Source organism: Actinomadura sp. NPDC048021, from assembly GCF_040653135.1.
Classification (GTDB): Bacteria; Actinomycetota; Actinomycetes; order Streptosporangiales; family Streptosporangiaceae; genus Spirillospora; species Spirillospora verrucosospora.
In genome coordinates this window covers 51184-75762 of the sequence record NZ_JBEZJQ010000038.1, presented here as the reverse complement: position 1 = coordinate 75762, position 24579 = coordinate 51184, and the positions used below count along the sequence as shown (strand labels likewise).

24 protein-coding genes are annotated in these 24579 nt (G+C 73.3%); 8 read left to right on the top strand and 16 right to left on the bottom strand.

Annotated features, from left to right (window positions below; translation table 11 throughout):
• Positions 1–53 precede the first annotated feature (53 nt).
• The 5 genes from argS to AB0C87_RS39625 all read right to left on the bottom strand — a co-directional run bounded on the left by argS (position 54) and on the right by AB0C87_RS39625 (position 5036).
• The gene (gene argS / locus AB0C87_RS39645; RefSeq protein ID WP_360581753.1) at positions 54–1838 is read right to left on the bottom strand and encodes an arginine--tRNA ligase; all 1785 of its coding nucleotides are present in this window, start codon (positions 1836–1838) and stop codon (positions 54–56) included.
• A 100-nt stretch (positions 1839–1938) separates the two neighbouring features.
• On the bottom strand, positions 1939–2679 hold the full coding sequence (locus AB0C87_RS39640; protein WP_345173235.1) for a hypothetical protein: 741 nt from the start codon (positions 2677–2679) through the stop codon (positions 1939–1941).
• Between the two features lie 36 nt (positions 2680–2715).
• Complete coding sequence (locus tag AB0C87_RS39635; protein ID WP_345173233.1) at positions 2716–4140, bottom strand: MFS transporter; 1425 nt, start codon at positions 4138–4140, stop codon at positions 2716–2718.
• Positions 4141–4248: 108 nt separating this feature from the next.
• The gene (locus AB0C87_RS39630) at positions 4249–4602 is read right to left on the bottom strand and encodes a metalloregulator ArsR/SmtB family transcription factor (RefSeq protein ID WP_353832478.1); all 354 of its coding nucleotides are present in this window, start codon (positions 4600–4602) and stop codon (positions 4249–4251) included.
• Positions 4599–5036, bottom strand: a complete 438-nt coding sequence (locus AB0C87_RS39625; RefSeq protein WP_345173231.1) for an SRPBCC domain-containing protein — start codon at positions 5034–5036, stop codon at positions 4599–4601. The genes AB0C87_RS39630 and AB0C87_RS39625 overlap by 4 nt, the downstream gene beginning before the upstream one ends.
• 218 nt (positions 5037–5254) lie before the next feature.
• On the opposite strand from AB0C87_RS39625, the gene AB0C87_RS39620 reads away from it, so the two are divergent.
• The 3 genes from AB0C87_RS39620 (at position 5255) to AB0C87_RS39610 (ending at position 6742) form a co-directional block, all read left to right on the top strand.
• A complete protein-coding gene (locus AB0C87_RS39620) occupies positions 5255–5503 on the top strand; it encodes a hypothetical protein (protein WP_345173229.1) in 249 nt (82 codons plus the stop codon).
• A gap of 59 nt (positions 5504–5562) precedes the next feature.
• Positions 5563–6198, top strand: a complete 636-nt coding sequence (locus tag AB0C87_RS39615) for a helix-turn-helix domain-containing protein (RefSeq protein ID WP_360581752.1) — start codon at positions 5563–5565, stop codon at positions 6196–6198.
• A gap of 64 nt (positions 6199–6262) precedes the next feature.
• Positions 6263–6742 (top strand): YcxB family protein, encoded by a 480-nt coding sequence (locus AB0C87_RS39610; RefSeq protein ID WP_345173226.1) that lies wholly within the window; start codon positions 6263–6265, stop codon positions 6740–6742.
• Here AB0C87_RS39610 and AB0C87_RS39605 read toward each other — a convergent pair.
• Entirely contained in the window at positions 6726–7826 is a 1101-nt protein-coding gene (locus AB0C87_RS39605; RefSeq protein WP_353832475.1) for a DUF6183 family protein, read from the bottom strand. The two genes, AB0C87_RS39610 and AB0C87_RS39605, sit on opposite strands and share 17 nt — an antisense overlap.
• Positions 7827–7879: 53 nt before the next feature.
• Between AB0C87_RS39605 and AB0C87_RS39600 the strand changes: the two genes are divergently transcribed.
• Complete coding sequence (locus AB0C87_RS39600) at positions 7880–8998, top strand: hypothetical protein (protein WP_345173223.1); 1119 nt, start codon at positions 7880–7882, stop codon at positions 8996–8998.
• A gap of 5 nt (positions 8999–9003) precedes the next feature.
• On the opposite strand, the gene AB0C87_RS39595 is transcribed toward AB0C87_RS39600, so the two are convergent.
• The 4 genes from AB0C87_RS39595 to AB0C87_RS39580 form a co-directional block, all read right to left on the bottom strand.
• A complete protein-coding gene (locus tag AB0C87_RS39595) occupies positions 9004–9810 on the bottom strand; it encodes an enoyl-CoA hydratase-related protein (RefSeq protein WP_360581751.1) in 807 nt (268 codons plus the stop codon).
• Between the two features lie 55 nt (positions 9811–9865).
• Positions 9866–11011: an acetyl-CoA C-acetyltransferase gene (locus AB0C87_RS39590; RefSeq protein WP_345173220.1), complete on the bottom strand. Its 1146-nt coding sequence runs from the start codon at positions 11009–11011 to the stop codon at positions 9866–9868.
• A 110-nt stretch (positions 11012–11121) separates the two neighbouring features.
• Positions 11122–13158, bottom strand: coding sequence for an MFS transporter (locus AB0C87_RS39585; protein WP_360581750.1), 2037 nt, complete (start codon positions 13156–13158; stop codon positions 11122–11124).
• A gap of 124 nt (positions 13159–13282) precedes the next feature.
• Positions 13283–13684 carry a hypothetical protein gene (locus tag AB0C87_RS39580; protein ID WP_360581749.1) on the bottom strand — a complete coding sequence of 134 codons (402 nt, stop codon included), beginning with the start codon at positions 13682–13684 and terminating at the stop codon, positions 13283–13285.
• Positions 13685–13787: 103 nt separating this feature from the next.
• Between AB0C87_RS39580 and AB0C87_RS39575 the strand changes: the two genes are divergently transcribed.
• Together AB0C87_RS39575 and AB0C87_RS39570 are read left to right on the top strand one after the other, a co-directional pair.
• Positions 13788–13949, top strand: a complete 162-nt coding sequence (locus tag AB0C87_RS39575) for a hypothetical protein (RefSeq protein WP_345173215.1) — start codon at positions 13788–13790, stop codon at positions 13947–13949.
• A gap of 218 nt (positions 13950–14167) precedes the next feature.
• Positions 14168–15040 carry a methyltransferase domain-containing protein gene (locus AB0C87_RS39570; RefSeq protein WP_360581748.1) on the top strand — a complete coding sequence of 291 codons (873 nt, stop codon included), beginning with the start codon at positions 14168–14170 and terminating at the stop codon, positions 15038–15040.
• Positions 15041–15152: 112 nt separating this feature from the next.
• Here AB0C87_RS39570 and AB0C87_RS39565 read toward each other — a convergent pair whose 3' ends face one another.
• The 4 genes from AB0C87_RS39565 to AB0C87_RS39550 all read right to left on the bottom strand — a co-directional run bounded on the left by AB0C87_RS39565 (position 15153) and on the right by AB0C87_RS39550 (position 20418).
• Positions 15153–15956, bottom strand: coding sequence for a hypothetical protein (locus tag AB0C87_RS39565; protein ID WP_360581747.1), 804 nt, complete (start codon positions 15954–15956; stop codon positions 15153–15155).
• Between the two features lie 246 nt (positions 15957–16202).
• A complete protein-coding gene (locus tag AB0C87_RS39560) occupies positions 16203–17198 on the bottom strand; it encodes a zinc-dependent alcohol dehydrogenase family protein (RefSeq protein WP_345173211.1) in 996 nt (331 codons plus the stop codon).
• A 4-nt stretch (positions 17199–17202) separates the two neighbouring features.
• A complete protein-coding gene (locus AB0C87_RS39555; RefSeq protein WP_353832472.1) occupies positions 17203–19530 on the bottom strand; it encodes a SpoIIE family protein phosphatase in 2328 nt (775 codons plus the stop codon).
• Positions 19531–19716: 186 nt separating this feature from the next.
• A complete protein-coding gene (locus AB0C87_RS39550) occupies positions 19717–20418 on the bottom strand; it encodes an iron dependent repressor, metal binding and dimerization domain protein (RefSeq protein WP_353832471.1) in 702 nt (233 codons plus the stop codon).
• A 99-nt stretch (positions 20419–20517) separates the two neighbouring features.
• Here AB0C87_RS39550 and AB0C87_RS39545 point away from each other — a divergent pair, with 99 nt between their 5' ends.
• Entirely contained in the window at positions 20518–21222 is a 705-nt protein-coding gene (locus AB0C87_RS39545) for a UdgX family uracil-DNA binding protein (protein WP_345173206.1), read from the top strand.
• Between the two features lie 7 nt (positions 21223–21229).
• Here AB0C87_RS39545 and AB0C87_RS39540 read toward each other — a convergent pair whose 3' ends face one another.
• Positions 21230–22627, bottom strand: coding sequence for an MFS transporter (locus tag AB0C87_RS39540; RefSeq protein ID WP_360581746.1), 1398 nt, complete (start codon positions 22625–22627; stop codon positions 21230–21232).
• On the bottom strand, positions 22624–23283 hold the full coding sequence (gene pdxH, locus AB0C87_RS39535) for a pyridoxamine 5'-phosphate oxidase (RefSeq protein WP_345173203.1): 660 nt from the start codon (positions 23281–23283) through the stop codon (positions 22624–22626). Before pdxH ends, AB0C87_RS39540 begins: the two co-directional genes overlap by 4 nt.
• Positions 23284–23466: 183 nt before the next feature.
• Here pdxH and AB0C87_RS39530 point away from each other — a divergent pair, with 183 nt between their 5' ends.
• The gene (locus tag AB0C87_RS39530) at positions 23467–24579 is read left to right on the top strand and encodes a citrate synthase 2 (RefSeq protein WP_345173201.1); all 1113 of its coding nucleotides are present in this window, start codon (positions 23467–23469) and stop codon (positions 24577–24579) included.

The following is a 24579-nucleotide window of genomic DNA, read 5'->3' as shown; positions in this document are numbered from 1 at the left end:
CCGCCCGGCGCCGGGGCGCCGGGCGGACGCGCTCAATGATCAGAACGCGTCCCTCACATCCGGTCGGGTGAGGGAACGCCGAGGAGCTCCAGGCCGGTGACCAGCGTGCGCAGCGTGACCGCGCACAGGGCCAGCCGGGACGCCCTGGTCTCCTCGTCGACGCCCTCCTTGAGCACCGGGCAGGCCTCGTAGAAGGCCGTGTAGCGGGTGGCGAGGCCGTAAAGGTACTCCGCCACCAGGTGCGGCGCCGCCGCCGCGCCCGCCTCCTCCAGCGTGATGCCGAAGTCCAGCAGGTGCAGCGCCAGGTTCCGCTCCTCCTCGGTCCCGATCACGATCGGGCCCGTGGCCGACTCCGGCGTCAGCCCGGCCTTGCGCAGGACGGACTTCATCCGGACGCCGGCGTACTGCACGAAGCCGGCGGACCTGCCGGTGAACGCGATCATCCGTTCGAGGTCGAACGGATACTTGCTGCTCCGCGCCACCAGCAGGTCGGCGAACTTCACCGCGCCCAAGGCGACGTCGCGGATGACCGCGGCACGGGTCGCGGCGTCGAGCCGCTCGCCGCGACCGCTCTCGTCGAACTTCGCCGCGGCCCGCTCGTACGCACCGTCCAGCAGTGCGGACAGCGGGACCGCGTCGCCGGACCGGCTCTTCAGCTTGCCGCCGGTCGCGGGGTCGGTCACCATGCCGATCTTGGCGTGTTCGAGCACGGTCCCCCTGAGCAGGAAGTCCGCCTTCTCCGCGACGGCGAACAGCAGCTCGAAGTGCTCCGTCTGCTCATCGCCCACCACGTAGACCACCCGGTCGGCGCGCAGGACGGCGACCCGGTAGACGATCGTGGCGAGATCGGTGGTGGTGTAGTTGTACCCGCCATCGCTCTTGCGGACGATGACCGCCTTGTCCTCGCCGTCCCTGCCCTTGAAGTCCGGCAGGAAGACGCACAGGGCGCCCTCGCTGGGCACCGCGAGGCGGCGCTGCTCCAGCTCGTCGACGATCTCGGGGAGGAGCCCGTTGTAGAAGCTCTCCCCCTTGGCGTCGTCGGCGGTCAGCCTGACGCCGAGCCGCTCGTACAACGCGTTGTAGGAACGCAAGGAGACGTCCACGAGGAGCTGCCAGTACCGCAGCGTCTCGTCGTCGCCCCGCTGGAGGGCGACGAGCCGCCGCCGCGACCGTCCGGCGAACTCCTCGTCCGACACGAACTTCGCGTTGGCCGCCTTGTAGAAGGCGCCCGTGTCGCTCACGAACGCGTCGAGCCCGGCATCGGTGCCCCCCTCGAAGTCGAGGAGGTGCTCGATGAGCATGCCGAACGGCGTGCCCCAGTCACCGATGTGGTTGTCCCGGATCACCTCGTGCCCCAGGAACTCCAGGATGCGGGCGACGGCGTCGCCCACGATCGTCGTCCGCAGGTGGCCGACGTGCATCACCTTCGCGACGTTGGGCGAGGAGTACTCCACCACGATCCGCTCCGGCCTCAGGGCCGACAGCACCCGCAGGCGCTCGTCGGCCGAGATCCGCCGGAGCTGTGCCGTGATCCACTCGTCGCTCAGCGTCAGGTTGATGAAGCCGGGCCCGCTGATCCGGACCTCGGACACGACGTCACCGACGTCGAGACGGTCCACGATCTCCTGCGCCACGACCCGGGAGTCGAGGTTCAGGTTCTTGGCCAGCATCAGGGCGACGTTGGCCTGCAGATCGGCCTGCTTGCCCCGCCGGATGACGGGGTCCGTCCTCCAGTGCTCCTGCCCGAAGGCGGCGGCGATCGCGTCCTTGAACTTCCTGGTGAGCACGTCCACCGGCGACGGGCCGGTGATGTTCAACCTGTCTTGGTCGGGCATCATCGCGTGTCTCTCCTGTTCTTGTTTGTCGGTTTGCGGGTCGATCCCGCAACGGTGACCGTCCGCGTCCGCCGGGCCGCGTCAACCCGGCGCCCGCCGCTCCCTACGACTTGATGGACGGACGTCCGGCGATCAGATCGCTCAGCCGGTCCCCGAGGCGCTGGACGGGGAGGCGGTACCGGCGCTCCCTCGTCCGCGCCCGCCGCTCCTTGCGGGACCCCTCCGCGTAGCGGCGCCGGGCCCACGGCGAGTCCGGCCGGGCCAGCCGGATCGCGCCGACGATCGCGACGAGCCCGATGAACAGGCCGATGACGCCCGTCCAGACCTTGCCCTTGAGGAGGGCGATCACCGCGACGCACAGGTTGAACAGCAGGACGCCCGCGACGCCCCACACCCCGTCCCCGGCGGCGTCGTCCACGCCGAGGGGCCGCAGGCCCAGCAGCATCAGCCCGCAGAGCGCGATCATGATGAAGACGACCTCGACCGACAGCCGGCCCTGCTCGCTCCAGTAGACGTCCTGGAGGTGCAGGACCAGGGCGAACTCGTCGAGGACGAGTGCGGTGCCCGCCCCGAACACCGCCGCGGCGGCGGCCGCCCACCCGGACGAGTCGTCCGTGAGGGCCAGTCCGCCCACGCCGCCGACGCACATGAGCACGAGCCCGAACACGACGTGGTGGATGTGCCGTCCGCCGGGCGTCACGTTCCCGGGCCACCACCGCACCTGCCGCCGGATCATCCGCACGCTGAACCGGATGAACAGGAACGCCGCGATGAAGGCCACGATGAAGCAGAACAACCGGAGCCGCCCGGCGTCCGCGATCTCCCGCGTGAACCACTCCTCCACCCCCGCCCCCTTCCCCGAGGCGGGCAAAGCCCACCTTTACCCGCCGGCCCCTTCCGCGGGGCGGGGGCGCAGGCCGAACCAGACGAGGCCCGCGCCGGCGAGCGTCACGGCCACGTCCACGCTGAGCGCGAGGCGGATGCCGGTCAGCTCCGCGCCGCGCGTCGCGGCGATCGAGGCGAGGATCGGGATGCCGACGGTGATGGCCACCTGCTGGGTCATCAGCGTCAGCCCGGTCGCCAGGCCCTGCTCCTCGTTCGGAAGCCCGGAGGTGCCGGTCACGGTGTACGCCACGATGGACGTCACGTGCCCGAAGAAGCCGATGAACAGCGCTGGGACCAGGATCAGGAGCGCCGTCCTGTCGGTGCCGAGGAGCACCAGCGGCAGGGTCGCCAGGCCCTGCACGGCCAGGCCGCAGGTCAGGACGGTCCGGCCGCCGAAGCGCCCGATGGCCCGTCCGGCGAGCACGCCGGCGCCGACGGACGCCAGGCCGGGGACGCCGAAGACCAGTCCGGTCGCCAGCGGCGAGAGGCCGAGGACGTTCTGCAGGTAGAGCGTCGTCAGGAAGATCATGGCGGGCTCCATGGCGAAGACCACCAGGCCCGCGGCGTTGCCCCACTTCACCGTGGGGCGGCGGAGGATGCGCACCGGGGCGAGCGGCGCGGGAGAGCGCAGTTCGATCACCCAGAAGGCGGCCAGCAGCACCACGCCGGCGACGGCGGCGGCGGCGTTCTGCTCGATGACCGCGTAGATGGCGGCCAGCAGGCCGCCCGTCACGGTCACCGCGCCGGGCAGGTCGAGCCGGAGCCGGGCGGGGCGGCTGCTCTCGCCGATCAGGGCGGGGGTGGCCAGCAGCACGGCCACGGCGACCGGGACGTTGATGAAGAAGGCCGCCCGCCAGCTCAGCAGGCTGACGAGGGCGCCGCCGACCAGGGCGCCGACGGTGAAGCCCGCGGAGAGCAGGGCGCCGTTGAGGCCGAGGACGCGCTCGCGCAGCGGGCCCTCGGCGAACGTGCTGGTGATCAGTGACAGCGCCGCGGGGGTCGCCATCGCGGTGGCGAACCCCTGGAGGGCCCGGGCGGTCAGGAGCGTCCCGGGGCCGGCCGCGAAGCCGCCGAGCAGGGAGGCCGCGGTCAGCAGCGCCATCCCGGCGAGGAACAGCCTGCGGCGGCCGAGCAGGTCCGCCAGCCGGCCGAACACCAGCGTGAAGCCCGCGGCGGGGAGCGCGTACGCGGCGGCGATCCAGGGCAGGCCGTCCACGCCGAGCCCGACGCCCTCGCCGACCATCGGGAGGGCGACGTTCAGAATGGAGAAGTCGACGGACAGCGTGAACCCGGCGCCGAGCAGGACGAGCAGGATCAGCCGTTGCCTGCGGTCGATGCGTGGGGGTCCGCCCGCCGCCCCGGGCGGGGCCGCCGCTGTGGGCGGGGTGGTTTCCGTGGGCGGGGTGGTTTCCGTGGGCATGGCGAAGCGCCCTTTCCGCAGGGGTTCCGGGGGCGCCGGACGATCAGGGCGTCGTCCGGCGTGAGGCGGCCGTGAGCGGCCGCCGGCTCGGCGGGGGGACGGGCGGGGCTAGCGGGCGTCGTGCTCCGCCGCTTCGGCGATGCGCTTGATGTTCGCCAGGCGGCGGTCCCAGTCGGCCGCCAGCGAGGCCATCCACCGCGCCGTCGCGTTCAGGGCCGCGGGCCGTACCGCGTACCGCACCTCGCGTCCGACCCGGCTGCTGGAGACCAGCTCGGCCGCGTCCAGGACGCCCAGGTGCTTGACCACCGCCTGCCGGGAGACCGGGAGCCGTTCGGCGAGGGTCGTGGCGGTGGCCTCGCCGTGTTCGGCGAGGAGGTCGAGCAGGCGGCGCCGCGTCGGATCGGCCAGCGCGTTGAGGACGCCGTCGACCGGCGCGGCGCCGCCGTCAGGACTGTCGGTCACGCGGCTTCGACGCGGGTCTTGAAGGCGTCCAGCACCTGCGGCCAGCCGCCCGTGTTGTCTTCCACGGCCCTGCGGCGCAGGTCCTCGGATCCGGCGAGCTCCGCGAACCCGCTCTCGACGACGCGCAGCCGCGTCTTGCCGCCCTCGGGGGTCAGCGTGAACTCCACGAGGGTGCTGTTGTCGTCGCGCAGTTCCTCCCCGGGGAAGGCGCTGACCCATCGGTAGGCGACATAGGTGGGCGGATCGACCTTCTCCACGCGCACGGGGAAGTCGCCGTGCGCGGCGTTCCTCACCACCATCGACTCGCCCTCCGCCGCCCCGCCGGGCGGGCCCGGAACGTCGGCCACCCAGAACCCGGGGTCGGCCACCAATGACCAGACCCTCTCCAAGGATGCCGCGATCAGGGTTTCGCGTTCAATTCGGTTCTCGCTCATCCGGCCGCTCCCATGTTCGTCATTCTTGCAACCTCAGGGTTGCACATGGGAGGTCAGATGCGCAACCTTACGGTTGCACGTTGAGGGAGGATCTTGTCTGGGCAGGTCAGGGGCGGGTGATGTCCGGTACGCGCAAAGCGCGGCGGCCGTCACAGGAAAGACCGGGAGCCCGCCCGGGGGTTCACTCGCGGGAACGCACCGCGAGAGGAGCCGTTCCCATGCCGGAGACCCCTGGTTCGGAGTTCTGGAAGAACCTCAGGCCGATCGAGAACTCGCAGAAGCCGGACGCGCTGCCGGAGGTGTACCTGCCGAAGGTCGCCACCGACGACGACCGGTACTACGTCCCGTTCACCGAGACGGTCGGGTCGCGGCCGCTGTGGATCAACGTGAAGGACAACACGTGGTCCGACATCCTGCGGTCCAAGGAGGCGGTCCTTCCTGTGGACGGAGGCCACCTGGCCGTATGACGCGGATCACGTCATAGGCTCCGTCGCGGGGACGCGCCCCGCGGCGGGAGGAGCGGATCATGCCGGCACCAGCACCGATGATCTCCGAGGCCAGCACCGTGGAGGTCGCCCCGCGCGACCGCATCGGGTTCTGGGAGGACTACAACCGCAGGGCGCTGGTCGGGCTGTCGTGCACCTCCTACTCGGAGCGGGGGCTGCTGGCCCGGCAGGCCAACTTCCGGCTCGGGACGGCCCGGGAGGGCGCACTGGTGGTGGCGCTGCGGGCCGTCCTGGAGAACCCGGAGGCGCGGTCGCGGGGGAACGTCCTCGACCTGCTGCGGATGATCGCCACGGAGCGGTCGGGCGGGCGGTCCGCGCCCGCCGCCTACCAGACGCAGCTGATCGTCGCCGAGGACTACGTCGAGCGGCACCTGCACGATCCCGGCCTCACCCCCGGGGAGGTCGCGAGTGTGCTCGGGGTGTCGGTGCGGCATCTCGGCCGGATCTTCGAGACGGCCGGCACCACCCCGGCCAGGCACATCCTGGAGCGCCGGCTCCAGCGGGCCCGCGACGAGCTCGCCTCCCCGGCCGCCGCCCGCACGACGATCGCGGACGTGGCCTACCGCTGGGGCTTCTCCAGCCAGGCGCACTTCGCCCGCCGCTTCCGCGCCCGCTTCGGCCTGACCCCCTCGGAGGCGCGGGCCGCCTCCCGCTGACCTGCGGTTGCGCCGGTGAGCGAGCCCGGAAAGGATGATCCACACGTTAAGCAAAGGCGGCGTTGTGGACATCTCGGTCAAATATCAGCCCACCAAGGACGAGGTGACCCGGGCTTTCACCCAGGGTTTCAAGAGGCAGCTCACGATCCTGTACGCGGTTCTCGTCATCGCCCTGATCGGGGGCGCGGCCTACAGGTTCGCCTCGGGCGACCCGGGAATGGGCATCGGCGCGCTGGTGGCGGCGGTCCTCAGTCCCCTGGCGGGGACGTGGTGGCTCCGCAGACGCGCGCGGAAGATGCTCGCGTTCCTCTGCGTCCCGACGACGGTGCGGGTGACCGACAGCGGCTACGAGTGCCGGACGGAGGAGTCCACCACGGAGATGCGGTGGACCCTGTTCTCCCACGTGTTCCCCACCCCGGAGTTCTGGCTGCTGTACGTGAACGGCCAGCCCGCCGCCTTCCTCCCCAAGGCGGCCTTCGACACCGCCCAGCAGGCCGAGATCGACGCCTTCCTGGCCGCTCGCAAGATCAGTCGGAGTCGGTGACGGCCAGCACGGCCACCGTCCGGCCGTCCGGGCGCAGGACGGCGATGCCCGCGTCCAGCGGCGGGACGACCTGGAGATGCCAGTCCGAGCCGTAGAAGAGCCAGGTGCACCGGTCGGCGGCCCGCTCGATCGCCGCCAGGCCGGTCTCCTGGACGCCCGCCAGCGCCGCCAGCGACTCCCATGCGGCCTTGCGCGCATAAGCGCCGTGCATGCGGGGCCCGTACGCGCCACCGGAAGCGGCTCCGCTGAAGAGCGTCCGCAGGACGTCGACGGTGACGACCCGCCGTACCCCGGCCACAGTGGCGCCGGTGCTGGCCGCCGGGAGGAGCCGGAGCAGCGAGGCGCCGAAGTCGGAGGGAGCCAGCGCGCGGTCCAGCCGGAACAGTCCGGCCTCCAGGGCGTCGGCCCCCGACGGCCAGTTGCGGTAGGCGCTCAACGCCTGCCGAGCCCCGGGCCAGTCGACCGCCGCCGCATCGACGTCGAGACCGGAAGGGCCCGGCGCGTCCGGCGCCCCCTCACCGGGCGGCCGCCAGGGCTCCGCCCGGCCGGGATACCGGGGCAGCCCGAGATGCCGCTCGGCCCCGACCGGCCGAAGCGGCAGGTCCGCCAGCGGATGCCCGGCGGCCCGCAGCCTCGCGGCGAAACCGCCGGCGGACGTCGCGTCGTGGCGCAGGGCCGTCTCCTGGAGGAGGCAGGCCGCCAGTTCGTCCGACGCCTCGGCGCCGTCGAACACCGCGAGGAGATGCTCGGGAGGCTGGGCGCAGGCCAGCCATTCCGCGACCTCCGGCAGGCTGTAGCGAAGGTCGCCGCCCCAGGCCCGCCCCTCGACCGCGAGGGCACGGACGCGCGCGGTGCGCTGCGCGTCCCCGGGCGCGCTCGCCAACCGCTCCAGCGCGGCCTCGAACCCGTACCGCATCGGGTAGGTCGGCTTCTCCACCTCCAGCAGCGCGGCCAGCAGCCGTTCGAGCCACTCCGGCTCCGCCTTCTGGACGGCGTTGTCGGTCACTTTGACGGCCCTGTCCCAGTGGCGGTCCTCGTAGGTGTCCGCCAGCCCCATCCGCCGGACGGCCTTCTCGATCTCCACACCGCGCAGTCTCACACCCGAGACGCCCGGAGAGCGACCTCTACGCTGACCCGGTGATCACAGTTCCACGGCACGCCTCGACCTACACCCTCTTCGTCCCGGACGAGGAGGCCGCCCGCGAGGGGGCCCGGGCGCTCACCGGACGCGGCCACGCGCTCGTGCGCGTCGCCCCCGACCCCACGACCGGCTCCGGATGGCGGATCGACAGCCTCGACGAGGGCCCCTACCCGGACGACGACGAGCGCTGGTGGAGGGCCGCCGAGCACCGCGCCGTCGCGGTGCTGGCCGAGGGGCTCGGCGGCCGGCTCTCAAGCACGATGGCCCTGACCGAGACCGCCCGCCACATCTTCCCCGGGGGAGAGCGCGTCTGCGACCGGACCGCCGGCGACGTGCGCGAACTCCGGGTGGGCGCCCTCTCCCGCGAGCCCTCCCGCACGCCCGCGCCGGCCATCGTCCACGGCCTTGCCGAGGAGGAGCCGTCCGGCGCCCCCTCGGGCGAGCCGATCGTCCTGCAGGGGCTGGACGACGTCGACTGGTCGTCTCTCACCGGCGCCTACGGACCGGCCGGCGAAGTCCCGGACATCCTGCTCGGCCTCGCCGCCAACGACGAGGGCTGGGAGGACGCCGTCGAGGAGTACTTCAGCACGGTCGTCCACCAGGACACGTGCTACGACTGCACTCCGGAGACCATCAGGTTCCTCGTCCAGCTCGTCCGCGCGCCGCAGCTGTTCCCCGCCTACCGGCTCCACCTGCTGATCCACCTGGCCTACATCGCCACGATCGACCCCGTCCCGGCCGCCGGCGAGCCCGACTCGGACGAGGCCGCCACCTGCCGGGCCGTCCTCGACCGCCTTCCCGACCTGCTGGCCCTCTGGCCGGACGCGCCCGCGGCGGTGCGCGCGTGGCTGATCGTCCTGGCGGCGGTCCGTCCCGGCGCGGCGCCGCGGCCCGAGTTCCACGAGTTCCGGGGACGGTTGGACGGCCCCAGCCCCGCCCTCGACCTCGCGCTCGCCCTGATCTCCGGTGACGACGGCGCCGTCCGCGACCTGACGCTCGCCGCGGCCGCGTGGGACGAGGAGGTCTCCGCCAAGCTGGAGGAGCCGTTCCCCCGCCGCACCCGCGACCTGAAGGTCCTGTTCCACCTCGCCCTGGCCGAGCTCGCGCCGCGCTAGGCGGCTCAGCGGCCCTGGAAGTCCGGGGGGCGGTTCTCCAGGAAGGCGGTGATGCCCTCCTTGGCGTCCTCGGTGGCGGTCAGCCCGACCAGCTCGGACAGCAGGTGGGCGACCTGGTCCTCCAGGGGGCGGCCCTCGATGGCGAAGAACGCGTCGCGGCCGCGGCGCAGGCCGACGGGGCTCTTGGACGCGATCAGGCGGGCCAGCTCGTCCACACGGGCGTCCAGCTCGGCGCGCGGGACGACCTCGGTGACCAGGCCGATGTCGCGGCCCTCGGCGGCGGTGACGCGGGCGCCGGTGTAGTAGAGCTTGAAGGCGTGCTTCGGCGCGACGTTCCGGTTGATGATCGCCATGATCATCATCGGCCAGAGGCCGACGTTGACCTCGGGGGTGGCGAGTGCGACGTCGTCGGCCGCGATGACCAGGTCGCAGGCGGCGGCGAGGCCGAGGCCGCCCGCGACGGCGTGCCCGGCCAGCCGGGCGATGATCGGCTTGCCGAGCCGGGGGAACGCGGTGAAGAGGCGGAAGGGGGCGCTGTCCCGGACGGCGGCGGCGTCGGCGACCGGCCGGCCGTCCGCCTGCGCCTGGCCGAGGCCGCCGAGGTCGGCGCCCGCGCAGAACGCCCGGTCCCCGGCGCCGGTCAGGACGATCACCCGGACGCCGGTGTCGGTCTTGGCCCGCTCGAACGCGTCGAGGAGCTCGCCGATCATCTGGTCGCTGAGCGCGTTGCGGGCGTCGGGGCGGTTCAGCGTGATCCGCGCGATCCGCTCGTCCGCCGAATACAGGATGGTCTCGTACATGTCCCCGGCCACCTCCGGACGGTACCGCCCCCCGGAGCGGGCTCCGGGGGGCGGTACCTCGACGGGCTCAGATGCGCTCGATGATGGTGGCGTTGGCCTGGCCGCCGCCCTCGCACATCGTCTGCAGGCCGTAGCGTCCGCCGGTGCGCTCCAGCTCGTGCAGCAGCTTGGTCATCAGGACGCCGCCGGTCGCGCCGAGCGGGTGCCCGAGGGCGATGGCGCCGCCGTTGGGGTTGGTCCTGTCCAGCGAGGCGCCGGTGTCGTGCGCCCACGCCATCGGGACCGGGGCGAACGCCTCGTTGACCTCGAAGACGTCGATGTCGTCGATCTTCAGCCCGGCGCGGTCCAGGGCCTTTTCGGTGGCGGGGATCGGGCCGGTCAGCATGTAGACCGGGTCGGAGCCGCACACCGCGAGGGTGTGGATCCGGGCGCGCGGGGTGAGGTTGTACCGCTTGACGGCCTCCTCGGAGGCGATCAGCACCGCCGAGGCGCCGACGGAGATCTGCGAGGCGACGGCGGCGGTGATCCGGCCGCCCTCGCGCAGGGTCTTCAGGCCCGCCATCTTCTCCAGCGTGGTGTCGGCGCGGGCGCCCTCGTCCTTGGTCAGCCCGGCGATGGGGGCGATCTCGCGGTCGAAGTAGCCGGCCTCGATGGCCTTGGCGGCGCGCTGGTGGCTCTCCAGCGCGAACCTCTCCAGGTCCTCGCGGGTGAAGCCCCACTTCTCGGCCATCAGCTCGGCGCCGCGGAACTGGGAGATCTCCTGCATGCCGTAGCGCTCGGCCCAGCCCTCGCCGAACGGGAAGGGCATGCCCTTCTCCAGCGCCATGGCGACGGAGGAGCCCATCGGGACCATCGCCATCTGCTCGACGCCGGAGGCGACGACGAGGTCCTGGGTGCCCGAAAGCACGCCCTGGGCGGCGAAGTGGATCGCCTGCTGGGACGACCCGCACTGCCGGTCGATGGTCACGCCGGGCACGCTCTCGGGCAGCCCGGCCGACAGCCACGCGGTGCGCGCGATGTCCAGGGACTGCGGGCCGACCTGCATGACGCAGCCCATGATCACGTCTTCGACCCCGGAGGGGTCGACCCCGGTGCGGTTGACGAGCTCCTTGAGCACGTGCGCCCCGAGGTCGGCGGGGTGGACGTCCTTGAGCGCGCCCTTCTTGGTACCGACGGGGGTACGGACCGCGCCGACGATGTACGCCTCGGCCACTACGCCTCCAAAGATCTGGGGTTCCGTCCCGAAACCGAGTGTGATTCGGTTAGTCAGTATGAGATTACATCCTCCCGGCGCGGCGCGCTGTGAGGTGGGTCTCGGGGGACCTACGTCCCCTGCCCGGCGGGCCGCGTGCGGGGCCTGAGGACCTCGCCGTCCGCCTCGTCGCCGAGGGACGCCTCCGCCAGTCGCGACAGGACGTCCGCCAGCTCAGGATGCTCCTCGGGAGCCCAGCCGTCCAGATGGCGGGCGAGCCCCTCGCGCCGGACGGCGAACAGCCGCTCGGCGGCGTCCCGCCCGGACGGCGTGACGGTGAGGGCGCCCTCGCGCCGCAGGACGTAGCCCGCGTCCACGAGCCGGTCGACGTACGGGCGGCCCTGCTCGACCCGGACGCCCGCGCGGTCGGCGAGGTCCCGGCCGGTGACGGACTCGTCCTTGGCGATCCGGCACAGCGCCCACACGCTGCCCGCGGGCAGGGACACGCCCGAGAGCGCCGCCAGCCTGTCGTACAGCTCGAAGGCCCGGGCGTCCCTGCGCATGAGCTCGCTCAGGGCGCGCTCCATCTCGTGCCTGGACGACCGGACGGTCGGCGCCGCGCCGAAGCCCTCCCCGTAGTCGGGCGTCTGCGACGTCGCGCGCAGCGGGACCTCGCGCAGGAACCAGGTCAGCACGAACGCGGCCGCAGCCACCGGGACCGCCCAGAAGAACACCGAGTCGATCGACTCCGCGTAGGCGTGCAGGACGGCGTTCTTGACCGCGACCGGGTACCGGTCGAGCAGCCCCGGATTGCCCTGGACGGCCGCGGGGTCGAACCCCGGCGGCAGGATCCGCGCCAGGTCCGCCACGTGGCCGGCGAGCTGGTTGCTGAAGATCGAGCCGAACACCGCGACGCCGAACGACCCGCCGATCTGCCGGAAGAAGGTGACGCCGGACGTCGCGGAGCCGAGGTCCTCGTACGACACCGCGTTCTGGACGGCGATGACGAGCACCTGCATGACCAGGCCCAGCCCGAAGCCGAGCAGCGCGAACCGCAGGCTCATGCTCAGCGTGGTGGAGTTCTCGTCCAGCGCCGAGCACAGGTAGAGCGCCAGCGCGATGATCGGCGTGCCGACCATCGGATAGATCTTGTAGCGGCCGAACCGGGTGATCAGCTGGCCGGAGCCGATCGAGCTGAGCAGCATGCCGAGCATCATCGGCAGCAGGTAGACGCCCGACAGCGTGGGCGAGACCCCGTGCACCACCTGCAGGAAGATCGGCAGGAACGTCAGCGCGCCGAACATCGCGAAGCCGACCGCGAAGCTGATCGCGGCGCCGAGGGCGAACACCGGGTGGCGCAGCAGCGAGGGCGGCATGACCGGCTCGGCGGCGCGCCGCTCGACCAGCAGCCACACCCCGATCAGCGCCACCGAGCCGACGCCCAGGCCGATGATCGGCGCGGACGTCCAGGGATAGCGCGTCCCGCCCCAGGTCGCCATCAGGACCAGCCCGACGGCCCAGCCGACGATCAGCAGCGTGCCGAGGTAGTCGATGCGGTGGCGCTCCCGCTCGCCCTTCGCGTGCAGCACGGCGGCGATCACCGCCAGCGCCACCACCCCGATGGGCAGGTTGATGTAGAACACCCAGCGCCACGTCAGGTTGTCGACGAACCAGCCGCCGAGCAGCGGCCCGCAGACGCTGGCCACGCCGAACACCGCGCCGAACAGGCCCTGGTAGCGGCCGCGCTCGCGGGGCGGCACCACGTCCCCGACGATGGCGACGGCGAGCACCATCAGCCCGCCGCCGCCGAGGCCCTGGAGGGCGCGGAACACGATCAGCTGCGACATGTCCCGCGACAGCCCGCACAGCGCCGACCCGATCAGGAAGATGACGATCGACGCCTGGAACAGCCGCTTGCGGCCGTACTGGTCGCCGAGCTTGCCCCACAGCGGCGTGGACGCCGTGGAGGACAGCAGGTACGCCGTGACGACCCACGACAGGTGGTTGAGCCCGCCGAGGTCGCTGACGATCGTCGGCAGCGCGGTGGACACGATCGTCTGGTCCAGCGCCGCCAGCAGCATGGCGAGCATGAGGGCGCCGAGGACCACGTAGAGGTCCCTGCCCTTCGGCATGGCCCGCTCGTCCCGCGCCGTCGCCGTCGCCGTCATGTCGCCGCCGCCGTCATGCCGTCGTCCCCCTGCCGCCGCCCAGATGCCGGGTACGTGCGGGGAGATGCCTACCCACGAGCCGGACGGGATCACCCGCCACGGGCGGGCGGCCCGAGGGGACGGGTCAGCGCACCAGGTCGCGGGCGACCTTCGCGGCGCCGATCGAGGCGGCCCCTCCGGCGACCGCCACCGCGCCCGCGGTCACCCACAGCGGCATGCCCCTGCGGGTCTTCAGGCCGCTCACCACGTCGATCGAGTCGACGGCGAGGCCGATCCGGGCCCACAGCCGGCGCCCGGAGTCGTCGCCGCTGAGCAGGTAGCCCGCGCCGAGCGCGATCTCCCGGGCGGCGAACATGCGCGCGACGTAGTCGCGGCCCGGGTCGGCGGCGCCGCCGAGGCCCATCAGCTTCACGGTCAGCCTCGGCGCGGCGAGCGCCGCGAGTCCGAGGGCGACCCGGCCGCGCGCCAGGCTGGTCGCCAATTCGTCCACTCTGTCCCGGCCGTCTTCTTCCTTCGCATCTGCCACGAGGCTGAGGGTATCGGCCCGCCTCCGCCCCCCGACCGGCGGGTAACCCCCGCCTTACACGTCTATGGTTCTGGGAGGCGGCTCTCCCCGGACGAAGGTGGCCATGGAAGGCATCCTCACTCTCATCGTCGCGTCGCTGCTCGCGGCGTTCTGCGTGCGCTGGGCCGCCGGGCGGCTCCGGCTGAACCTGCCGACCCGGGCCGCGGTGATCATCGTGTTCGTCATCGTCGTCCTGGCGCTGTACGGCGAGCACCTGCGGAACTGACCGGCGAACCGGCCGGCGGGTGAATTCTCGGCGCCGACCCCGAACCTCCCGGCCCTTCGGGGAGTCATAAGTGGCGAAACCGGCTTCACGCCCGTTCGCTGTCCGCCGGCGCCGACGCGTCCCGCCCGTCCGGGCGGGGTCCCCCCGGCACGCGCCCGCACGGTGGACGCGAACGGGACCCCGTACGGCGAAGCCGGCCGAGCCGAGGGAGAGCACCCGTGCCGCATCCGGCGCCCGCCGTCCAGGAGACCGGGGGCACGATCGCCCCGCATCTCAGGCGCCTGCTGGAGTTCGTCGAACCTCAGGCCGGCGACGTGTGCCTGGACGTCGCGCGCGGGCGCGGGCCGATGCCCGCCGCGCTCGGCCCGCACGTCCGCCACGTGACCGCGGTGGACGCGACGCCGGTGGCGGCGGCGTCCGCGCGGGCCAGGCCGGGCCGGATGGAGACGGTGGAGTTCGGCACGGGGCCGGTCCGCATCACCGGCGAGGCCCGCGGCCCGGACGGCTCCCCCGACGGCCGTGGCGGCGGCGGCCGTCCGAGACCTCCGGCCGCCATGACGCGCGAGGACCCGCGGCCGGGTGCCGCGCGTTCCGCCCCGCGCATCCCGGTCAAGGCGGACGCCACCGCACTGCCGTACCGGGACGCCATGTTCTCCCTGGTCACCGCCCGGTTCTCGCTCTACAACCTCGGCGATCCGGGCGACGTGCTGCGGGAGCTGCTGCGGGTCTGCCGGCCGGGCGGGCGGGTGGTCGTCGCCGACCTCGTCCGCGGCAACCTCGCCGGGCCCGAGCGCGACCGGATCGAGCGCCTGCGCGACCCCGACCACCCCGGCACCCCGTCCATCGCCCGGCTCACCGAGATGATCACCTCGGTGGGCGGCAGCATCCGCCGGCTGGACGTGTTCACCGTGGAGCGCCCCGTCGAGCCGTGGCTCGCCGGGGCCCGCGACGGCGCGGCGGCCGACCGCATCCGCGCGGCCATGCTCGACGAGGTGGACGGCGGTCCGCGCACCGGCGCCAAGCCGCGCGTCATCGGCGGCGAACTCTGGTTCACCCAGTCCTGGGCGCACGTCGCCGCGGAACCCATCTAGCGCCGCGGATTTCCGCGGCCTCCGGCCGCGCCCACCGGCCGCGCGCCGGGCCGAGCAGCGCGAAGGCCCGCGCCGGGGAGCTCGGCACGGGCCCGTCGTCAGCGTGCGGACGTCAATTCCTGCGGATGCCCATCGCCGGGTACATCTCGGAGTACCCCTTGCCCCCGAAGTACGAGGTGAGCTGCGCGTGGTTCGCGCCGGACGCGGACGGGAGGCCGCCGCGCAGGTCCGCGATCGGCGCGGCGAACCCGCACCCGCTGGTCTTCGGCACGGCGAACGTGTCGTCGGTCGAGTTGATCTTGACCCAGAACGTGCCGTCCGGCCCGGAGGCCCCCGTGATCTCCTTCAGGTCCAGGTCGAGGGAGACCGGCGCCGCGTTCGAGCCGACGTAGCACGTGTCGCCCAGCAGCTGGTTGACGAGCTTCAGCTTCAGGGCCAGCCGGGTCCTGCGGTTGGGGATGTCGAGGTCGATCTTCCCGGCGTACTGGGGCTTCACCTTCAGGGAGAACAGCGGGATCCCCTCGGTCCCGGGGACGCCGAGGGCGCCGCCGGCCACGCTCATCGCCGTGCTCCGCATCTTCACGAACTTGGAGATCTCGGCGCCGGTCTTCGGGTCGTAGCCGGCCAGCAGCGTGATCCGCATCGGCGCGGTGATCTGCTGGTCGATGTTGCCGATCTTCATCCTGCCCCCGCTGGTCACCAGCACGTTGCAGTACCAGTTCGCGGGGTCCGCGCCGACCGGCAGGACGTCGGGGCAGTCCGAAAGGTCCAGCGTCGCGGGCGGCGCGTCCGCGGTCGCCCGGGCGCCGGGCTTCGGGGCGGTCTCCGCGGTCGCCGCGGGCGCGGCGGCCAGGGCGGCGGCCGCGAGGCCCGCCGAGAGGGGCAGCACGGCCAGGCGCTTGAACATTGACGACACGGGGGTCCTCTCGCTGGGGGTGGAAACGCGGCGGGGGGCCTCCCGAGGCGCCGGCCCGAGCTGGCTACTCGCGAGTATGGAGCGATCCAACGGCATAGGAGACGCACTGTCAATAGAGTCCTCCCGCTACCGTCCGGAGCCGGTGAGGGGCACGGGTCGCGGAGAGACGCCGAGCTCAGGGGCGCGCCGGGGACCCGTCCGGCACGCGCGGCATCCGCGGGGCCCGCCGGCGCCCGGCGCCGAGGGTCACGCGATCAGCACGGCCGCCCCGGTGAAGCGGTCCGCGGCGAGGTCGGCGAGGGCGCGGTCCGCGTCGTCCAGGGGGTAGGCGTGCGTCGTGACGGCGACGTCCAGGCGCGCGGCCAGCGTCAGGAACTCCTCGCCGTCGGCGCGCGTGTTCGCCGTCACCGACCGGACCTCGCGCTCCTGGAACAGGTGCCGCTGGTAGTCCAGGGACGGGACGTCGCTCAGGTGGATCCCCGCGACGGCGCACGTCCCGCCGCGGTCGAGGCGTTCCAGCGCGGCGGGCACCAGCTCGCCCGCGGGCGCGAACACGATCGCCGAGTCCAGCGGGGCGGGGGCCGCGTCGAAGGAGTCGCCGGCCCAGGACGCGCCGAGCTCGCGGGCCAGCTCGCGGGCGGCCGGGCTGCGGGTGAACACGTGCACGTCGGCGCCCTCGGCGAGCGCGACCTGCGCGGCCAGGTGCGCCGAGCCGCCGAACCCCCAGATGCCGAGGCGCCCGCCCGGCGGCAGGGCCGCGCGGCGCAGCGCCCGGTAGCCGATGATCCCGGCGCACAGCAGCGGGGCGGCGCGGGCGTCGTCCAGCTCGGCGGGCAGCGCGTAGGTGTAGGCGTCGACGGCGAGCGCGTACTCGGCGTAGCCGCCGTGCGCGTCCCAGCCGGTGTAGACCGAGGAAGGGCACAGGTTCTCGGCGCCCCGGCGGCAGAACCGGCACGCGCCGCACGTCCCGCGCAGCCACGCGACGCCGACGCGGTCGCCGGGCCCGTGCAGGCACCCGGGGCCCGCGGCCTCGACCCGGCCGACGATCTCGTGGCCCGGCGTCACGCCCGGCAGGTGGACGGGCAGGTCGCCCTCCGCGACGTGCAGGTCGGTCCGGCAGACGCCGCAGGCCAGCACGCGGACCAGCAGTTCGCCCGGGCCGGGCGAGGGCGTCTCGCGGTCGGCGCGCCGCAGGGGCCCCGCCTCTATCGGGGACGGTGTCTCCACCACCCAGGCGCGCACCGGCTCACCCCGGGTTCAGCGGCAGCTCGAACCAGACGGCCTTGCCGTCGGACGTCGGGCGGGCGCCCCACCGGCTGGCGAGCTGGTCGACGAGGTAGAGGCCGCGGCCCCCCTCGTCGGTCTCGCCCGCGCTGCGGATGCGCGGCAGCCGCATGTCGGAGTCGAACACCTCGACCCAGATGGCGTCCGCGCCGCGCCGCAGCCGGAGCCGGAACTCCTTGGTCGGGGGCTCGCGGCGGCCGAGGTCGGCGCCGAGGTTCCAGTCGTCCTCGTCGAACGCGCCGCCCTCGAAGGGGTCGGCGTCCAGGGAGCCGAAGTCGGTGTTGAACTGCACGGCCGGCGGCGCGCCCAGCGGCTCCCCGCCGCGCCCCGGCGGCCCCGCCGGGACCGGCACGACCATCTCGCGGCGCGGTGACGGCGTGGCGGTGGCGTGCAGGACGACGTTCGTGACGACCTCCGACACCAGCAGGCACGCCAGCTCGGCCTGCTCGTCGAGCATGCCCCAGTTCGCGAACGCGTCGGAGGCCATCCGGCGCGCCTCCGACACCATGATGGGCTCGGCGGCGAAGGTGCGCTCCTCCACCGCCAGCTCCTCGGCGGCGGTGCGGATCACCACGATCGCGACGTCGTCGTCGATGTCGCCGGGCACCGCGTCGTAGGCGGCGTTGGCGATCGCCTCGACCCCGCCGCGGGCGACCCCGGCGACGGCGGCGCGGACCATCTCCCGCGCCTCCTCGCGCGTGTGGTAGTCGCCGTCGTCCTTGGAGCGGCGGTCGATCAGGCCGTCGGTGTAGAGGACGAGCGTGGAGCCCGGCTTCAGCTCGGCCGACTCCTCGTTGAACAGCAGCTCGCCGCCCATGCCGGGGGAGCGCAGGCCGAGCATGCCGCCCTCGCTCTCGAAGTCGAGCTCGCCGACCTCGCCGTCGACGATCAGCAGGGGCGGGTCGTGCCCGGCGTTGGCGAACTCCAGGACCCGCGACCAGGCGTCGTAGACGAAGTAGGTGCACGACACCAGCGGCGGGCGGACGAGGTCGTCGCTGTTCCAGCCGGACCGCATCCGCTCGGGCCGCGTCATCGTGCGGACCCACTCGTCGAGCTTGCGCAGGATGTCGGCGGGCGGCTTGTCGTCCTGGGCGAAGGCGCGCAGCGCGGCGCGCAGCTGGCCCATGACGGCGGCGGCGCGGGCCCCGCGCCCCTCGACGTCGCCGATGACGAGGCCGACCCGTCCGGCCGACAGCGGGATCACGTCGTACCAGTCGCCGCCGACCTGCGTCTGGATGCCGTGCCCGTGCGACTCCAGGGGCCGCGCCGGCTCGTACCGCCAGGCGATCTGCAGGCCGTCCAGCGGGGGCGGCCGGTCGCCGGGCAGCAGGTGCTTCTGGAAGGCGAGCGCGGTCTCGCGCTCCTCCTCGAACAGCAGCGCGTTGTCGACGGCGAGCGCGACGCGGCTGGCGATCGCGCCGAGCAGGTCGCGGTCGAAGCCGTCGTAGTGCGGGTCGGGGCGCTTGGACAGGTTCGACAGCGCCAGGCTCATCACGCCGAGCAGCTCGCCGCGCACCAGCAGCGGCGCGGAGATCACCGAGGTGATGCCCATCTCGTGGCCGAGCCGCTGGGACGACTCGCTCGGCGCGGTGAACCGGTGCTGGATCATGTCCTCGACGAGGACGGCGTCGCGGCGGTCCATCGCCTTGGCGCTGAAGTGGCCGGGCGGGTAGGAGACGGGCTCGCCGACCTCCGCCCAGGTGCCGGGCGGCGGCTCCCAGCCGCCCGCGTGCCGCGACACCCGCCGGTAGAGGCGGTCTCCGCTGTAGAGGTCGATGAAGCAGTGGTCGGCGAACTGCGGGACGAGCGTGTCGGCGACGCGGCGCAGGGTGCTCTCCAGCTCCAGGGACCCGGCGAGCCGCTCCCCGATCCGCTCCAGGAGGCCGTAGCGGTCCTGCTCGCGCTGGTTGGAGCGCAGCGCCTCGCGCGCGAAGATCACCACTCCGTCGACGGCGCCGGAGGGGTGGCGCAGCGGGACGGCGTGCGCCCGCGTGTACACGGTGGTGCCGTCGGCGCGCAGGTTGCAGAAGGTGCCCTCCCACACCCCGCCCTTGAGGACGTGCTTGGCCAGCTCGGTGGCCTGCTCGTGGTCCTCCTCGGCGATGCCGAGCGACAGGATGGAGTGGCCGATGATCGCGTCGCCGCCGAAGCCGAACAGCTGCCGGGCGAACGCGTTGCCGTAGATGATGTTGCTGAACCGGTCGCAGACGATGACCGCCATCTCCATCTGCGCGAGGACGGTCTCGGGCGGCAGGTGCGCCTCGTCAGGCGCTTCCCCCCAGTGGCTCATCTCCCCATCCCGATACCCGTCCCGATCCTCGCCCCGATGACCACCGCGCGTCGCGGCGCGGACGTCCTACGTGGTTGCCTCGTCGTATTGAACGACGAACCCGCCGCCGGGATACGCCCGAAAGGCGCGATGTTATGGAGATCTTCGGTATAGACCGTCGAGGCGGGGGTGCACACGCCGACCGTGTCAGCGCCTGCTGACGAAGACGTGCTCGGCGATGCCGCGTGACAGCTCCGTCGCGGGACTGTCGTCCTCGTCGTCACCGATCACCCGTACCCCGTCGTCGGTCGCCCGGAGAATCACCTCTCGTCCCGGTTGTATCCCTATCTGCTTGAGTCTAAGCATCAGGTCGCTGTCGCTCTGCACCTGCTCGCTGATCCGGCGGATCACCGCGCCCGCGCCCTGCGGGCTCGCCACCGCGGTCATCACCGCGAGCGGCGGCTCCTCGGCGTCGTCGCCGTGCCCGCCGAGCTCGTCCAGGCCCGGGATCGGGTTGCCGTGCGGGCAGGTGGTCGGGTTGTCCAGCAGCGCGACCAGGCGGCGCTCGACGTCCTCCGACATCACGTGCTCCCATCGGCACGCCTCGATGTGGACGTCCTCCCAGGGCAGTCCGATGACGTTGACCAGGAGGCATTCGGCGAGGCGGTGCTTGCGCATGACGCGCGTCGCGAGACCCCGCCCGCTGTCGGTCAGTTCGAGGTGCCGATCGCCCTCGACCCGCAGCAGCCCGTCGCGCTCCATCCGCGCGACCGTCTGGCTCACCGTCGGGCCGCTCTGGGAGAGCCGCTCGGCGATGCGCGCGCGAAGAGGGATGATCCCCTCTTCCTCCAGCTCGAAGACCGTCCGGAGATACATCTCCGTGGTATCGATCAGGCCGTGTGAGGTCACAGCTCCCTCCAGTCTTATGGGCAAGAGTCTACTTGCTCGGGCCCCACGTCGCCGGGCCCTGCGAATATCCCCCTGAAGCCGGGTACCAGGAAACGCGAGATGAACGCGAAACCTTCCCACGACGCGGAGCCGTTCCTGCCCGGGACACCCGAGGAGCGGGCCGACCTGGACGCGCTGCGCCGCGCGGCGGCCGACTGCCGGGGCTGCGACCTCTACCGGAACGCCACCCGCACGGTCTTCGGCGAAGGCTCCCCCGGCGGGCGGATGCTGCTCGTCGGCGAGCAGCCCGGCGACCAGGAGGACCGCAAGGGCCATCCCTTCGTCGGCCCCGCGGGGCGCGTCCTCGACCGGGCGCTGGAGGAGGCCGGGATCGAGCGCGGCGACGTCTACGTCACCAACGCCGTCAAGCACTTCAAGTTCAAGCGGCAGGAGGGCGGCGAGCGGCGCATCCACGAGACGCCGAACGCCGGCGAGATGCGGGCGTGCCGCCCCTGGCTCCTCGCGGAGCTGCGGCTCCTGGACCCGGAGGTCGTCGTGGCGCTGGGGGCGACGGCGGGCAAGGCGCTGCTCGGCTCGTCGTTCCGGGTGACCAGGCAGCGCGGGCGGCTGCTCCCGCTGCCCGACCTGGAGGCGGTCGGCACTCCGGCCGCCGGGCGGGAGTCCGGGGACGAGCCGTCCGCCGAGGACGGCGCACGGCTCCTCGCGACGATCCACCCGTCGGCGGTCCTGCGCGCCGAGGACCGGGAGGACGCCTACCAGGGCCTCCTGGACGACCTGAGGATCGCCGCCTCGGCCCTGCGCTGACGGCGGCTCAGTCCTCGACCCGCACGGGCTCGGCCGGCACGGCCTCGGCGGTGCGGGTGTCGTAGCGGAGCAGGGAGGGGACGGCGAACCCCGCGACGACGACGAGCGCGGCGCAGGCCAGCCCGCCGCCGACCCAGGAGGCGGTCGCGCCCGCGACGCTCGCGGTCGCCCCCGCCCGCACGTCCCCGAGCCGGGGGCCGCCCGCGACGACGACGGTGAAGACGCCCTGGAGCCGTCCGCGCATCCGGTCGGGCGCGTACGTCTGGAGCATGGACTGGCGGAAGACCGACGACACCAGGTCGGCCGCGCCGCCGACGGCGAGCAGGACGACCGCGAGCCAGAGGCGGCCGGCCAGCCCGGCGGCCGCGACGGCGAGGCCCCAGACGGCGATGGCCGCCACGAGCGCGATCCCCTGCCGGTGCACGCGCCCTATCCAGCCGGACGACAGGCCGCCGAGGAACGCCCCGACCGCGATCGCGGCGAACAGGTAGCCGACCGCGCCCTCGCCGCCGAACCGGGTCTCGGCCACCTCGGGGAACAGGGCGCGCGGCATGGCGACCGACATCGCGATGACGTCCACCACGAACGACATGAGGAGCACCGGCTGCGTCGCGAGGTAGCGGAGCCCGGCAAAGACCGACCGCAGGCCGGGCGTGCCGGTGACGTCGCCGAGCGGCGGGATCGGCGGCAGCCTGAGCGCCGCGTACAGCACGACGGTGAACAGCACGGCGTCGAGCGCGTACGCCGCCGCATAGTTCCAGTGGGCCAGCAGGACGCCGGCGAACAGCGGCCCGGACAGCATCCCGAACTGGCTCGCGGTGAAGTTGAGGGTGTTGGCCGCCGGGACGAGCGGCCGGTCGACCAGCCGGGGGACGATCGCACTGCGGGTGGGCGAGGACACCGCGAACCCGACCGCCTGGACCGCCACCACGACCATGATCAACGCGAGGCTGCCGACCCCCAGCAGCGCCTGGACCAGCAGCAGCAGCGTGGCCGCCCACATGACGCAGGACGAGGCGAACAGCAGCCTGCGGCGGTCCATGTGGTCGGCCACCGCGCCGCCCCAGAGCCCGAAGACGATCAGCGGGACGAGGTTGACGACGCCGAGGGCGCCCACCCAGGCCGAGGAGCGGGTCATGTCGTAGACCTGGACGGGGACGGCGACGGCGGTGACCTGGAACCCGACGAACGACACGCCCTGGCCCAGCCACAGCCGCCGGTAGGCCGGGTGCCGGAGCGGCCGGGTGTCGATCGCGAGCCCCCGCAGCCGCCTGCGGCGGACCGTTCCAACGGGCGGCGGGGGTTTCTCCGGCTCGGCGTCGTCCTGCTCGGCGGACCGGCCGTGCCTTCCGGTCTCCCGTGCGTCGGCGCCGTCGGCGGGGGGCGGCTGCTGTTCGGGTGTCACGGAGCCAGTCTCTCCGTCACCCATCCCTCCGGGTCCCCGGGGGTCGCCCTCCGGTAGCGGATCCGGTCGTGCAGCCGGTCGCGGCGGCCCTGCCAGAACTCGATCGTCTCGGGCTCCACGCGGTAGCCGCCCCAGAAGTCCGGCAGCGGGACGGCGCCGGCCGCGTCGCCCTCCGGCGCCTCCGCCCCGCCGAAGGGGGACGCGGCCGGATCCGGCCAGCGCTCGGCCGCCTCGGCGTAGCGGCGCTCCAGCACCTCGCGGTCCCGGATGACGCCCGACTGGTCCTCGCTGGCCCACGCGCCGATCCGGGACCCGTACGGGCGGGTCCGGAAGTAGGCGGCCGCCTCCTCGCGCGAGAGCTCGGACACCGGCCCCGCGACCCTCACCTGCCGGTACAGGGGATGCCAGGGGAACACCAGCGCCGCGCGCGGGTTCTCCGCGAGGTCGCGGCCCTTGTGGGACGTCAGGTTCGTGAAGAACCGGAAGCCCTGCGGCCCGTAGCCCTTGAGCAGGACCGTCCGGGCGCTCGGGACCCCGTCGCCGGAGGCGGTGGCCAGGATCATCGCGTTCGGCTCGGCCAGCCCGGCGGCGTGCACCTCGGCGAACCACACGGCGAACAGGGCGAGCGGGTCGGCGGGGAGCGCCGACTCGGACAATTCGCCCACCTCATAGGATCTGCGGAGCCGTGCGGGGTCCGGCGTTGGGGAATCCACAGCGTCAGAGCCTCTCACCCCGAGCCCTGTGCAACTTGCAGGACCCCGGGGTACTGGTCAGTAAGGCGGGCAGGGTTCAATGGCACGGCACCGCCTTATCACACGGGACGAAAGGCAGGACGACACATGTCCGACTTCAAACCCGGTCTCGAAGGAGTCGTCGCCTTCGAGACGGAGATCGCGGAACCGGACAAGGAGGGCGGCGCCCTCCGCTACCGGGGCGTCGACATCGAGGAACTCGTCGGGCGTGTCTCCTTCGGCGACGCCTGGGGGCTCCTCGTGGACGACAGCTTCACCCCCGGCCTGGCCCCCGCCGACCCCCACCTGCTCCCCGTCACCTCAGGGGACGTGCGGGTGGACGTGCAGAGCTCCCTCCCCACCCTCGCCACCGCGTACGGGATGAAGCCGCTGCTCGACATCTCCGACGAGGAGGCCCGCGCCGACCTCGCCCGGGTGTCGGTGACGGCGCTGTCGTTCGTGGCGCAGTCCGCGCGCGGCGTCGGCAAGCCGATGGTCCCGCAGCGCCGGATCGACGAGTCCGGAACCATCACCGAGCGGTTCATGGTCCGCTGGCGCGGTGAGCCCGACCCCAAGCACGTCCGGGCCATCGACGCGTACTGGGTCTCCGCCGCCGAGCACGGCATGAACGCCTCCACCTTCACCGCCCGCGTCATCGCCTCCACCGGCGCGGACGTGGCGGCCAGCATGTCCGGCGCGATCGGCGCCATGTCGGGCCCGCTGCACGGGGGCGCCCCCGCCCGCGTCCTGCCGATGATCGAGAAGGTCGAGCAGCTCGGCGACGCCCGCAAGGTCGTCACCGACATCCTCGACTCCGGCGACCGGCTGATGGGCTTCGGGCACCGCGTGTACCGCGCCGAGGACCCGCGCGCCCGCGTGCTGCGCCGCACGGCCAGGGAGCTGGACGCGCCCCGCTTCGAGGCCGCCAAGGCCCTGGAGGACGCGGCGCTGGCCGAGCTGCGCGAGCGCCGCCCGGACCGCCCCATCGAGACGAACGTGGAGTTCTGGGCCGCGGTCATCCTCGACTTCGCCGAGGTCCCGACCTCGATGATGCCCGCGATGTTCACCTGCGGCCGCACCGCCGGGTGGGCGGCGCACATCCTGGAGCAGAAGCGCACCGGCCGCCTCGTCCGGCCGAGCGCCCGCTACACCGGCCCCGGCAGCCGCTCCCTCGACGAGGTCGCCGGTGCGGCGGAGGTCCTCAAGCGCCAGGCCGGCTGA